At 72.9% G+C, this 12,231-nt stretch carries 10 protein-coding genes; 8 read left to right on the forward strand and 2 right to left on the reverse strand.

The features are described 5' to 3' along the window. Positions 1-61: 61 nt before the first annotated feature. Complete coding sequence (locus tag ABD343_RS38620; RefSeq protein ID WP_425578369.1) at positions 62-1,033, forward strand: helix-turn-helix domain-containing protein; 972 nt, start codon at positions 62-64, stop codon at positions 1,031-1,033. Between the two features lie 186 nt (positions 1,034-1,219). Here the strand turns inward: ABD343_RS38620 and ABD343_RS38625 are convergent, their stop codons facing one another. Next, positions 1,220-1,939: a DUF2470 domain-containing protein gene (locus tag ABD343_RS38625; protein WP_425578370.1), complete on the reverse strand. Its 720-nt coding sequence runs from the start codon at positions 1,937-1,939 to the stop codon at positions 1,220-1,222. 184 nt (positions 1,940-2,123) lie between these two features. Between ABD343_RS38625 and rpsD the strand changes: the two genes are divergently transcribed. Continuing rightward, positions 2,124-2,735, forward strand: coding sequence for a 30S ribosomal protein S4 (gene rpsD / locus ABD343_RS38630; RefSeq protein ID WP_344535318.1), 612 nt, complete (start codon positions 2,124-2,126; stop codon positions 2,733-2,735). Positions 2,736-2,759: 24 nt separating this feature from the next. Here rpsD and ABD343_RS38635 read toward each other — a convergent pair whose 3' ends face one another. After that, positions 2,760-5,084, reverse strand: coding sequence for an ATP-binding protein (locus tag ABD343_RS38635; protein WP_344535320.1), 2,325 nt, complete (start codon positions 5,082-5,084; stop codon positions 2,760-2,762). 211 nt (positions 5,085-5,295) lie between these two features. Between ABD343_RS38635 and ABD343_RS38640 the strand changes: the two genes are divergently transcribed. The 6 genes from ABD343_RS38640 (at position 5,296) to ABD343_RS38665 (ending at position 11,941) form a co-directional block, all read left to right on the forward strand. Continuing rightward, positions 5,296-5,730: a DUF948 domain-containing protein gene (locus ABD343_RS38640; RefSeq protein ID WP_344535322.1), complete on the forward strand. Its 435-nt coding sequence runs from the start codon at positions 5,296-5,298 to the stop codon at positions 5,728-5,730. Between the two features lie 9 nt (positions 5,731-5,739). Further along, positions 5,740-6,072, forward strand: a complete 333-nt coding sequence (locus tag ABD343_RS38645) for a DUF6167 family protein (RefSeq protein ID WP_344535324.1) — start codon at positions 5,740-5,742, stop codon at positions 6,070-6,072. Next, positions 6,072-8,747, forward strand: coding sequence for an alanine--tRNA ligase (gene alaS, locus ABD343_RS38650; RefSeq protein WP_344535326.1), 2,676 nt, complete (start codon positions 6,072-6,074; stop codon positions 8,745-8,747). Before ABD343_RS38645 ends, alaS begins: the two co-directional genes overlap by 1 nt. Next, entirely contained in the window at positions 8,747-9,220 is a 474-nt protein-coding gene (gene ruvX, locus ABD343_RS38655; protein WP_344535328.1) for a Holliday junction resolvase RuvX, read from the forward strand. The genes alaS and ruvX overlap by 1 nt, the downstream gene beginning before the upstream one ends. A 130-nt stretch (positions 9,221-9,350) precedes the next feature. Further along, positions 9,351-11,057 carry an endolytic transglycosylase MltG gene (gene mltG / locus ABD343_RS38660; RefSeq protein WP_344535329.1) on the forward strand — a complete coding sequence of 569 codons (1,707 nt, stop codon included), beginning with the start codon at positions 9,351-9,353 and terminating at the stop codon, positions 11,055-11,057. Continuing rightward, entirely contained in the window at positions 11,057-11,941 is an 885-nt protein-coding gene (locus ABD343_RS38665) for a shikimate dehydrogenase (RefSeq protein ID WP_344535331.1), read from the forward strand. The genes mltG and ABD343_RS38665 overlap by 1 nt, the downstream gene beginning before the upstream one ends. Positions 11,942-12,231: the final 290 nt, after the last annotated feature.

Genomic DNA, 12,231 nt, shown 5'->3' on the forward strand with positions numbered 1-12,231 from the left:
GCTCGTGGCTATCCCCGGCAGGGACAGGCTCGGGACACGGGCACGGCGCACACTGAGAGGCATGAGCGTGACGGAGGAGCTGCGGACGACGGGCGGGCCGAGAGAAACGGGCGAACTGGGCGCGCTGGGAGAGCTGGGCGAGCCGGGCGCATTGGGCGAGCTGGGGGAGCTGGGCGAGTTCCTGCGCGCCCGTCGCGCGCGGCTGCGCCCCGAGGACGTCGGGCTGCGCCGTTACCCGGAGCGGCGGCGCGTCGCCGGGCTGCGCCGGGAGGAGCTGGCCCAGCTCGCCGGGGTGAGCCCCTCGTACTACACGCGCCTGGAGCAGGGGCACGCGGCGAACGCCTCGGACGCCGTCCTCGACGCGCTCGCCGCGGCCCTGCGGCTGGACGGCCACGAGCGCGCCCACCTCCACGACCTGGCGGCGCGCCGCTCCCGGTCCGCGCACCTCCCGCCGCCGGAGCGGATCGCCCCCGCCACCCGCGACCTGCTCCGCTCGCTCGGGGGCGCGCCCGCGATGGTGCTCGGGCGGCGCACGGACGTCCTGGCGTGGAACGCCGCGGGGCACGCGCTGTTCGCGGGACACCTCGACCGCACCGCGCCGGAACGGCCGGACGCGCGGCCGAACCTGGCCCGTACGCACTTCCTGGACCCGCGCGCCCGCGCGCTCTACGACGCGGACTGGCACCGCAAGGCCCGCGCCGTGGTCGGCAATCTGCGGCTGATCGCCGGGCGCCACCCGGACGACGCGCTGCTGGCCGCGCTGGTGACGGAACTGTCGGCGAAGAGCCCCGAGTTCGCGGCCCTGTGGCGGGACCACCGGGTCAGCGCGTGCGAGGCGGACACGTACGGGCTGCGTCATCCGGTGGCGGGCAGGCTGACGGTCACCCAGCAGATGCTGGTCCTGGCCCGTTCCCCGGAGCAGTCGGTGGCCGTGGTCACGGCCGAGGAGGGCTCGGCCTCGGAACGGGCCCTGGCGTCCCTGGCGTCCCGCGCGGCGGAGAGCGGCCGGACCGCGCCCGGGAGCGCCCCGTAAGGGGCCCGGGGAGCTGCGCGCTCAGCTCTCCCGGCGGGCTCCCCTCGTCCGGAGGACGCGGGGAGGACCCGTGAGGTCCCGCCCGCACTCCGCGGCACGCGGCCCGGACCCTCCTCACCGGCGGGAACCCGCACAGGCGGGGCCCCTCACCGGCGGGTCCGACCGGCCCCCTCGGGGGCCCGGCGGCTAGCTCCCGGAGGCCGTGAAGAGGGCGTGCATCGCGTGCCGCAGCTCGGCCACGCTCTCCACCGTCCGGGGGAACTCGAAGCGCGCGTCCATGCAGCGCTCCCCGCGTTCCCCGCGCCCCCCGGGTTCCCCCTCCCCGTCCCCGTCGGACTCGCAGAACCGCACCCGCAGCCCGTACCGGTCCAGGGCGAGCGGCACCACGCGCTCGGTCTCCCGGCACGCGCACAGCCCCCGCACCTGCTCGCCGTGGGCGGAGGCGAGGTGCTGGAGCAGCTCGGCCTCGTGGCGGACGAGGGGGTCCGGCGCGGCGTCCGCGAACTCGTCGGGCTCGACGTGCTCGGGGCCCCACAGGTCGTCGACGAAGGCCTCGCCGACCTCCAGCCGCAGCATCAGCCAGGCCGTGCCCGCGGGCATGCCGGAGGGGTTGGCCTCGCCGAGCAGGCGGGCGCACTCGGCCCGCTGCTCGTTCCGTACGGCCGTGAGCCACCCGGCGACCCAGGCGCGTCCCCGGATGCGGTGCGGGACCGCGACGGGCGCGACGTCCGTGATCTCCATCACCGCCGTGAGGTCGTCGTCCTGCGCGTACGCGGCGGCCTGGGCCGCGGGGGAGTCCGCCGGGACCAGCAGAATCACGTCCCCGTCGGGGGTCACGGCTCTGACCTCGGGCGACCCTGCGCCGGGGACGCCGGCACCGGTCTCGATGCCGGGAATGGTCAGCATGGCGGATACGCTGGACTCCACGAGGGTTCGTACACGCTCGGCGGCCGTGGGCCGCGGGGCGTCTTCCACGGGACGCGGCTGATCCCCCTCGGCGTCGGTGCCGGGCTGGGAAATCCCAGGTCGAAACATGCGTTCTCCTCCGCTAAGGTAAGCCTCACCTAACTTACACGGAGGTCCGTTCAACGTGAACCAGTCGCGTCCCAAGGTCAAGAAGTCGCGTGCGCTCGGCATCGCGCTGACCCCGAAGGCTGTCAAGTACTTCGAGCAGCGCCCCTACCCGCCGGGCGAGCACGGCCGGGGCCGCAAGCAGAACAGTGACTACAAGGTCCGTCTGCTGGAGAAGCAGCGCCTGCGCGCGCAGTACGACATCAGCGAGCGCCAGATGGCGCGTGCCTACGACCGCGCTCGGAAGGTCGAAGGCAAGACGGGCGAGGCCCTCATCGTCGAGCTTGAGCGCCGTCTGGACGCGCTCGTCCTGCGTGCCGGTCTGGCCCGCACGATCTACCAGGCCCGCCAGATGGTGGTCCACGGCCACATCGCGGTCAACGAGCGCAAGGTCGACAAGCCGTCCTTCCGCGTCCGCCCGGACGACGTGGTGCAGGTCCGCGAGCGCAGCCGCGACAAGCACCCCTTCCAGGTGGCCCGCGAGGGTGGTTACGCGGGTGAGGGCGAGACCCCGCGCTACCTGCAGGTCAATCTGCAGGCCCTGGCCTTCCGCCTGGACCGGGACCCGAACCGCAAGGAGATCCCGGTGATCTGCGACGAGCAGCTCGTCGTCGAGTACTACGCCCGCTGATCACTCGCTGATCCGGCGGCACGCTCAGCCCGCCTGCTGTCCCCCGTCGGCCCCGGCCGTCGGAGGCGGCACGGCGGGCTGAGCCGTCTCCGCCCCCGGACCGCGCTCCGGCTCCGGCAGCCGCCCCGCCGACCCCTGCGTGGTCCGCGCGACCCCGGCGCCCGCTCCCGCGCCGGTGCCCGCTCCCGTGCCCGCCGCCGAGAAGGGCACTCGCGCCGCCCCGCCCGTACGCGCTCCCCGGTGCACGGCGTCGTCCACCGCCGCGAGCAGCCCCCGCTTCCGCCCCCGCGCGTACGCGTCCTCGTACGCCTCCTCGCCCAGCTCCGCCAGCAGATGGGAGCGGCACGAGGCGGCGATGCTCTCGAAGTGCCGCGAGCCGAAGCGCCGCGCGCCCACCACCCGCCACCCCGCGTCGGCGGCGCCCAGCATGGCCGCCGCGCCCCCCGGGTCCTCGGCGGCCGTGAGGGGCGCCAGGTGTTCCAGTGCGATCGTCATGCCGAGGACGTCGTGGAACTCCCGTTTGATCGTCAGGCACTCCACGCTCAGCTCGCGCGCCCGCGCGTGGTCGTCGCGGACCATGTGCACGTAGGCGAGCAGATAGAGCGCGTACGACCGCACCCAGCGCTCCCCGCTGTCCGCCGAGACGTCGCGCGCCTCCTCGCACAGCGTCCGCGCCGTCTCCAGCTCGCCGTCGAACGCGTGGGCCATGGCCAGTTCGACCTGCGCCAGCATCACCAGCGCGTTCAGCTCGCCCAGCTCGCGGAAGCGGTCCAGGGACTCGCGCAGCAGCGACTTGCCCCGGGGCAGGTCGTCGCTGACGACCGCGAGGACGCCGAGCATCTGCAGCGCGTACGCCTTCGCCGTCTCGTCGCCCCGCTCCTCGCTCAGCTCCAGGCACTCGTGCAGCAGCCCGAGCGCCTTGACGACCTGGCCGCGCACGAGCGAGGCGAGGCCGGAGACCCAGAGCGCCTTCGTGCGCGTCTGCGGATGGCCGCCGTCCCAGGCGAGCGCCTGGTCCAGCCAGTGCTGCCCCTCCGCGAGCCGTCCGCAGCCGATCCAGTAGAACCACAGCGTCGCCGCGAGGTACTGCCCGATGTGCGCGTCGTCCGGCGAGCGCAGGCTGTGCTCCAGCGCCAGCCGTACGTTGGGCAGGTCCTGCTCGACGCGGGCCGCGACCTCCGGCTGGCGGGGCCCGAACCAGTCCAGCTCGCACCAGGTCGCCAGGCCCAGGTACCAGTCCCGGTGACGGCGGCGCAGCTCCTCGGCCTCGCCCAGCTCCTCCAGCCACCCGGCGCCGTACTCGCGCACGGTCTCCAGCAGGTGGTACCGCGCCTGCCCCTCGGTGCCGACGCCCGTGTCCCGTACGACGACGGACTGGGCCACCAGCTCGTCCAGGACCGAGAGGACGCGGTCGGCGGGCAGGGCCTCGCCGGAGCACAGGTACTCCACGGCCTCCAGGTCGAAGTCCCCGGCGAAGACCGACAGCCGCGCCCACAGCAGCCGTTCGCGCGCGGTGCACAGCTCATGGCTCCAGCCGATCGCCGTGCGCAGCGTCTGATGGCGCGCGAGCCCGCTGCGGCTGGTGCTCGCCAGCAGCCGGAAGCGGTCCTCGATGCGGTGTGCGATCTGCTCGACGGAGAGCACCCGCAGCCGTCCGGCGGCCAGTTCGAGCGCGAGCGGGATCCCGTCCAGGCGGCGGCACAGCTCGACCACAGCCTCGTCGGGGCCCGGCGGCTCGGCGAGGACGGCGGCGGCGCGCTCGGTGAACAGCTCCACCGCCTCGTCCTCCGGCATCGGCGCCAGCGTGAACACGTGCTCGCCCGCGATCTCCAGCGGGCGGCGGCCGGTGGCCAGGACGCTCAGCCCCGGCGCGTGCCGCAGCAGCGCGTCCGTCAGCTCCGCGCACTCCTCGACGAGGTGTTCGCACCCGTCGAGCACGAGCAGCACCTCGCGGTCGGCGAGCTGGCGCAGCAGCGCCGAGCGCGGCGGACGCACCGAACTGCCCGCCAGCCCGAGGGCCTCGGCGACGGTGTGGTCGAGCAGCCTGCCGTCCCGCAGCGCGGACAGCTCGGCCAGCCATACACCGTCGCAGAAGCGATCCTGCACTTGTTCAGCGGCGTGCAGCGCGAGACGGGACTTGCCCACGCCGCCCACGCCCGTCACCGTCACCAGCCGCGCGGAGGCGAGCTGTCCGCCCAGCTCGACGGCCTCGACGGAGCGGCCCACGAACCGGTTCAGCTCCGCCGGGAGATTGCCCGGCCGGGGTGTGGCGCCGCCGCCCGGGGGCGTACGCCGGGGCGTGCGGGCGCGATCGCGGGGCGTGCCTGATGAGGACTGAGAGCGTCGCATAAGACACGGAGCGTACTGGCCTGTTCGCTGACCGTACAATCGCCCGGAACGATGACACCACGCACCCTGTGCCTCGCGGGCGTAATGCGGTACGGGCGCGGCAGCGCGGCGCGATAAGGTCGGTACCTGTCTGTCGCCGCGGTCGGCCACCCGGCGAGCGGCGGCCGATCCCATGACGATTCTGAGGGAATTCCGAGGAAAGCGGTGCAGCGTGTCCGGTGGAGAAGTGGCCGGCCTCCTGGTGGCAGTCTTCTGGGCGATCCTGGTGTCGTTCCTCGCCGTGGTGCTGGTGAGGCTCGCCCAGACGCTCAAGGCCGCGACCAAGCTGGTGACGGGCGTGACGGAGCAGGCGGTGCCCCTCCTCGGTGAGGCGTCCGCGACCGTGCGCTCCGCACAGACCCAGCTCGACCGCGTCGACGCCATCGCGACCGACGTCCAGGAGGTCACCTCCAACGCGTCGGCGCTCTCCTCCACCGTCTCCACCGCCTTCGGCGGCCCCCTCGTGAAGGTGGCCGCGTTCGGATACGGCGTGCGACGCGCGCTCTCCCGGAAGAACGGGACGGACGCGCCGCCGCCCCGCAAGGTCGTCGTGAGCCGCACCCTGCCCGCCGCCCGGCGGGCCGGCCGCAGGCGCGGAAAGGGCTGATCCACGCACATGTTCCGCCGCGCCTTCTGGTTCACGACCGGCGCAGCCGCCGGTGTCTGGGCCACCACCAAGGTCCAGCGCAAGATCCGCAGCCTCGCCCCCGACGCGCTCGCCGTCCGGGCCGCCGACAAGGCCGTCGAGGGAGGCCACAAGCTGAAGGGCTTCGCGCTCGACGTCCGCGCGGGCATGACCCAGCGCGAGACCGAACTCAAGGACGCGCTGGGCCTGTCGGCGCCCCCCGAGGGCGAGCGGCTCACCGAGCTGCCCGCGCAGGCACGCAACCGCCAGCTCGGCGGCACCGTCCATCCCACCTACACGTACGACCGGAAAGAGGACCACTGATGGAGTCGGCTGAAATCCGCCGCCGCTGGCTGCGCTTCTTCGAGGAGCGCGGGCACCACGTCGTGCCGTCGGCGTCGCTGATCGCGGACGACCCGACGCTGCTCCTGGTCCCCGCGGGCATGGTCCCCTTCAAGCCGTACTTCCTGGGTGAGGTCACCCCGCCCTGGCCGCGCGCCACCAGCGTGCAGAAGTGCGTGCGCACGCCCGACATCGAAGAGGTCGGCAAGACCACCCGGCACGGCACCTTCTTCCAGATGTGCGGCAACTTCTCCTTCGGGGACTACTTCAAGGAGGGCGCCGCCAAGCTCGCCTGGGAGCTCCTCACCAGCCCCCAGGACGAGGGGGGTTACGGACTGGACCCCGAGCGCCTGTGGATCACGGTCTACGAGCAGGACGACGAGGCCGAGCGCATCTGGCGCGATGTCGTGGGCGTCCCGGCCGAGCGCATCCAGCGCCTCGGCATGGAGGAGAACTACTGGTCGATGGGCGTCCCCGGGCCCTGCGGACCCTGCTCCGAGATCAACTACGACCGAGGCCCCGAGTTCGGCGTCGAGGGCGGCCCCGCCGTCAACGACGAGCGGTACGTGGAGATCTGGAACCTGGTCTTCATGCAGTACGAGCGCGGTGAGGGCTCCACCAAGACCGACTTCGAGATCCTCGGGGACCTGCCCAGCAAGAACATCGACACCGGGCTCGGCCTGGAGCGCCTGGCGATGATCCTCCAGGGCGTGCAGAACATGTACGAGATCGACACCTCGCGCGTCGTCATCGACAAGGCCACCGAGCTGACCGGTGTGGCCTACGGCGCCGCCGAGGAGTCCGACGTCTCCCTGCGCGTCGTCTCGGACCACATCCGTACGTCCGTGATGCTCATCGGCGACGGCGTCACGCCCGGCAACGAGGGCCGGGGCTATGTGCTGCGCCGCATCATGCGCCGCGCCATCCGCAACATGCGCATCCTCGGCGCCACAGGCCCGGTCGTCGCCGACCTGGTCGACGTCGTCATCAAGACGATGGGCCAGCAGTACCCCGAGCTGGAGACCGACCGGAAGCGCATCGAGACCGTCGCGCTCGCCGAGGAGGCCGCCTTCCTCAAGACGCTCAAGGCCGGGACGAACATCCTCGACGCCGCCGTCACCGAGACCAAGGCCGAGGGCGGCAAGGTCCTCCCCGGCGACAAGGCGTTCCTGCTCCACGACACCTGGGGCTTCCCCATCGACCTCACCCTGGAGATGGCCGCCGAGCAGGGCCTCTCCGTGGACGAGCGGGGCTTCCGCCGCCTGATGAAGGAGCAGCGGGAGCGCGCCAAGGCCGACGCGAAGGCCAAGAAGACGGGCCACGCCGACCTGTCCGCGTACCGCGAGATCGCCGACAGCAGCGGCACCACCGACTTCACGGGCTACACCGACACCGAGGACGAGGCCAGCATCGTCGGCCTGCTCGTCGACGGCGTCTCCTCGCCCGCGGCCCACGAGGGCGACGAGGTCGAGGTCGTCCTCGACCGCACCCCCTTCTACGCCGAGGGCGGCGGCCAGCTCGCCGACACCGGCCGGATCCGGCTGCACAGCGGCGCCGTGATCGAGGTGCGCGACGTGCAGCAGCCGGTGCCGGGCGTCAGCGTCCACAAGGGCACCGTCCAGGTCGGCGAGGTCACCGTCGGCGCCCCGGCGTACGCCCAGATCGACATCACCCGGCGCCGCTCCATCGCCCGCGCCCACAGCGCCACCCACCTCACCCACCAGGCGCTGCGCGACGCGCTGGGCCCGACGGCCGCACAGGCCGGTTCGGAGAACGCCCCGGGCCGCTTCCGCTTCGACTTCGGCTCGCCCGCCGCCGTTCCCGGCACGGTGCTCACCGACGTCGAGCAGAAGATCAACGAGGTGCTGGCCCGCGAACTCGACGTCCAGGCCGAGTACATGGGCATCGACGAGGCGAAGAAGGCGGGCGCGCTCGCCGAGTTCGGCGAGAAGTACGGCCAGACCGTGCGCGTCGTCACCATCGGCGACTTCTCCAAGGAGCTGTGCGGCGGCACCCACGTCCACAACACGGCCCAGCTCGGGCTGGTGAAGCTGCTGGGCGAGTCGTCCATCGGCTCCGGCGTGCGCCGTGTCGAGGCCCTGGTCGGTGTCGACGCGTACAGATTCCTGGCCCGCGAGCACACGGTCGTCTCGCAGCTCACCGAGCTGGTCAAGGGCCGCCCCGAGGAGCTGCCGGAGCGGATCTCCGGGATGCTGGCCAAGCTCAAGGACGCGGAGAAGGAGATCGAGCGCTTCCGCGCCGAGAAGGTCCTCCAGGCCGCCGCCGGGATCGCCGAGGGCGCCAAGGACGTGCGGGGCGTCGCGCTCGCCGCCGCCCGGGTGCCGGACGGCACCGCCGCCGACGGCCTGCGCACGCTCGTCCTCGACGTGCGCCAGCGGCTCGGCTCCCGCCCGGCCGTCGTCGCCCTCTTCGCGGTGACCAACGGCCGCCCGCTGACGGTCATCGCCACCAACGAGGCCGCGCGCGAGCAGGGCCTCAAGGCCGGCGACCTGGTGCGTACGGCCGCCAAGACGCTCGGCGGCGGTGGCGGCGGCAAGCCCGACGTCGCGCAGGGCGGCGGCCAGAATCCGGAGGCCGTGGACGAGGCCCTCGCCGCCGTCGAGCGGCTCGTCGCCGAGGCCGGGGGCAACGCCTGATGTCGTCCGTCCGGCGGGGCCGCCGCCTCGCCGTCGACGTGGGGGACGCCCGTATCGGGGTCGCGAGCTGCGACCCCGACGGGGTCCTCGCGACCCCCGTGGAGACCGTGCCGGGACGCGACGTCCCGGCCGCGCTCCGGCGGCTCGTGGCTCTGACCGAGGAGTACGAGCCGCTGGAGGTCGTCGTCGGGCTCCCCCGTTCGCTGAGCGGGGGAGAGGGGCCCGCGGCGGCCAAGGTGCGGGCCTTCGCCGAGGAGTTGGCGAAAAACATCACACCCGTACCGGTCAGACTCGTCGACGAGCGCATGACAACGGTCACAGCGGCGCAGGGGATGAGAGCCTCGGGGGTCAGTTCCAAGAAGGGCCGGGGGCGCATCGACCAGGCGGCCGCCGTGGTGATTCTCCAGAGTGCACTGGAGACCGAACGGGTGTCTGGGCAGGCACCGGGCCAGTGCGTCGAAGTGGTTGTCTGATCGCGATACGGTAACGTGCCGCGCGACACGGCAGCCGCCCGAACAGCACTCGCACAGCGCGGGGCACCCACGGAACTCGCGCCCGACGCGCACCGCAAGGCTGCCGCACCCTCGCGGCACAAGGGGATCGATGACTGAGTACGGCCAGGGACCTGGCTCCCAACCGTGGCACCCCGATGACCCCCTCTACGGGGATCAGGAGTGGAACGGTGGTCAGCCCGTCGGACAGCAGAATGGCTGGAATCAACCCCCGTACGAGGGCCAGCCCCAGCAGCCGTACTACCCCCAGCAGCAGGCTCCCCAGCCGCACGCCCCCCAGCAGCAGTACGACGGGTCCGCGTACGGCTGGAACGGCCAGCAGTACGACCCCTCGTACGGCGCGGGCGGTACCGATCCCTACGGCATGCCGCCCGTCGACCCCTACGGCACCGGCGAGCAGCCCGACTACTACGCGGCCCAGGGCGGCTATCCGCCCCCGCGCCCGCAGCACATGCGGGACAGGCCGGGCCCCGAGATGTACGAGCAGCAGGTCCACGCCCATCCGGGTCATCCCGGGTATCCGGGGCACCCTCATCCGGGTCATCCGCAGCAGGGCGACCACGGCGGCGGCCCCGGCGCTCCCGACCCGGAGACCGGCTGGGACCCCGGGCCGGACCGGGGCGAGCACGCCTTCTTCGCCGACCGGGACGAGGACGACGCGGACCGCCAGGCGTTCCTGGAGGAGGAAGAGGACTCCCGGCGCGGGCGGCGCGGCGGCAAGGGCGGCAAGCCCAAGAAGGCCGACGGCACCAAGCGCCGCAGCGGCTGCGCCTGCGCCGTGGTCGCCGCCGTGCTGGCCGTGGGCGTGGGCACGGCCGGCTATTTCGGCTACGACTTCTACAAGTCCCATTTCGCCCCGGCCCCCGACTACTCGGGCTCCGGCAGCGGCGAGGTCCAGGTCGACATCCCGGACGGCGCGTCCATCTCCGACATGGGCGCCGTCCTCAAGCGCGAGGGCGTCATCAAGAGCTCGGGCGCCTTCGTCGAGGCCTCGAACAGCAACAAGAAGGCCCAGAGCATCCAGGCGGGCACGTACACCCTCCGCAAGGAGATGTCCGCCTCCAGCGCCGTCGACATGATGCTCGACCCCGCCAGCCAGAACGGGCTGATCGTCGCCGAGGGCTGGCGCGCCAAGAAGGTCTACGAGGAGATCGACAAGAAGCTCGACGCGCCCAAGGGCACCACCAAGAAGGCCGCGGACAAGGCGGACCTGGGGCTGCCGGGCTGGGCCAAGGGCAAACCGGAAGGTTTCCTCTTCCCCTCGAAGTACAGCGTCGGCAAGAGCAGCAAGCCCGAGGACGTGCTGCGCCAGATGGTCAAGCGCGCCGAGGCCGAGTACTCCAAGACCGGCCTGGAGAGCGCGGCGAAGAAGACCGGCAAGTCGCCGGAGGAGATCATCACCATCGCCTCCCTCATCCAGGCGGAGGCCCAGCAGGACCACGAGTTCGGCAAGGTCTCCCGGGTCATCTACAACCGCCTCGACGACGGCATGCTCCTCGGCTTCGACTCCACGATCAACTACGCCAAGGGCCGCTCCACGCTGAACACCTCCGTCGAGGACACGCGCTACCCCTCGCCGTACAACACCTACCTGCACAAGGGCCTGCCGCCCGGGCCCATCGGCAACCCCGGGCACCAGGCCATCGAGGCGGCACTCAAGCCCACCAAGGGCAACTGGCTCTACTTCGTCACCGTCAAGCCCGGCGACACCCGCTTCACGGACAGCAAGTCCGAGCACGACAAGAACGTCCAGGACTTCAACGCGGAACAGCGCAAGCAGAACGGGAGCGGCGGCTGATGCCCCACCAGGTGCGCCAGGAGTCACACACGGCCCGAACGGGGACCGCGGCGCGCACCAGACGCGCGGCCGTCCTCGGCTCGCCCATCGCGCACTCGCTCTCCCCGGCCCTGCACCGCGCCGCGTACGGCGAGCTGGGCCTGGACTCCTGGACGTACGACAGCTTCGACGTCGACGAGTCCGGTATCGCGGGGTTCCTCGCCGACCTCGACGCGACGTGGGCGGGGCTCTCCCTCACGATGCCGCTCAAGCGCGCGGTGATCCCGCTGCTCGACGAGATCAGCGAGACCGCCGCCTCGGTCGAGGCCGTCAACACGGTCGTCTTCCGCGAGGACGGGCGCCGCCTCGGCGAGAACACCGACATCCCCGGCATGATCGCCGCCCTGCGCGAGCGCGGCGTCGAACGCGTGGAGAGCGCGGCGGTGCTGGGCGCGGGCGCCACCGCCTCCTCCGCGCTCGCGGCGCTCGCACGCGTGTGCGCGGGCGAGGTCACGGCGTACGTCCGCAGCGAGGCCAGGGCCCGCGAGATGCGGGGCTGGGGCGAGCGGCTCGGGGTCCCCGTCCGTACGGCCGAGTGGGCCGACGCGGCGGAGGCGCTGCGTGCGCCGCTGGTCATCGCCACGACCCCGGCGGGCACGACGGACGCCTTCGCGCCGGCGGTTCCGGCTGAGGGGCTCGGCACCCTCTTCGACGTGCTCTACGACCCGTGGCCGACGTCCCTCGCGGCGTCCTGGCAGCAGCGCGGCGGCGCGGTGGTGAGCGGCCTCGACCTGCTGGTGCACCAGGCCGCATTGCAGGTCGAACAGATGACGGGCCTCCGCCCGGCTCCGCTGGCGGAGATGCGAGCAGCGGGCGAAGCGGCCTTGAGGGCCCGAGGAGCGTAGCGCCGTTACCCGGCATGGCGGGCTGCGCTTGCCAGCCCTGCACCTCCGGCGCAGGCCTCCCGAGGACAGCGGGGGAAGGTGCCCCGTCAGGGGCGCGGGGAACTGCGCGAGCGGGCACGGCGTACCCGCGGACCGCGACGCGCGGGAAGGGGCAGCCCTTCCCCGGAGCCACGGGAGGGCAGGCGAAGGCCGGGCCCGGAACGAGACGAGGGCGGGTTTCCGTATGCCGGACCAGTAATCGGTGGCGGGCTCCCACGTGGGAGGATCGGGGCAGGCACAAGTGGGCGTAG

Source organism: Streptomyces albiaxialis (assembly GCF_039530985.1).
GTDB lineage: Bacteria > Actinomycetota > Actinomycetes > Streptomycetales > Streptomycetaceae > Streptomyces > Streptomyces albiaxialis.

What these genes read in the sequence shown, in the direction of transcription:
- ABD343_RS38620 (WP_425578369.1), top strand. Translation starts at nt 62, where the DNA reads ATGAGCGTGACGGAGGAGCTGCGGACGACGGGCGGGCCGAGAGAAACG.
- ABD343_RS38625 (WP_425578370.1), bottom strand. Translation starts at nt 1,939, where the DNA reads ATGCTGACCATTCCCGGCATCGAGACCGGTGCCGGCGTCCCCGGCGCA.
- ABD343_RS38635 (WP_344535320.1), bottom strand. Translation starts at nt 5,084, where the DNA reads ATGCGACGCTCTCAGTCCTCATCAGGCACGCCCCGCGATCGCGCCCGC.
- ABD343_RS38645 (WP_344535324.1), top strand. Translation starts at nt 5,740, where the DNA reads ATGTTCCGCCGCGCCTTCTGGTTCACGACCGGCGCAGCCGCCGGTGTC.
- alaS (WP_344535326.1), top strand. Translation starts at nt 6,072, where the DNA reads ATGGAGTCGGCTGAAATCCGCCGCCGCTGGCTGCGCTTCTTCGAGGAG.
- ruvX (WP_344535328.1), top strand. Translation starts at nt 8,747, where the DNA reads ATGTCGTCCGTCCGGCGGGGCCGCCGCCTCGCCGTCGACGTGGGGGAC.
- mltG (WP_344535329.1), top strand. Translation starts at nt 9,351, where the DNA reads ATGACTGAGTACGGCCAGGGACCTGGCTCCCAACCGTGGCACCCCGAT.
- ABD343_RS38665 (WP_344535331.1), top strand. Translation starts at nt 11,057, where the DNA reads ATGCCCCACCAGGTGCGCCAGGAGTCACACACGGCCCGAACGGGGACC.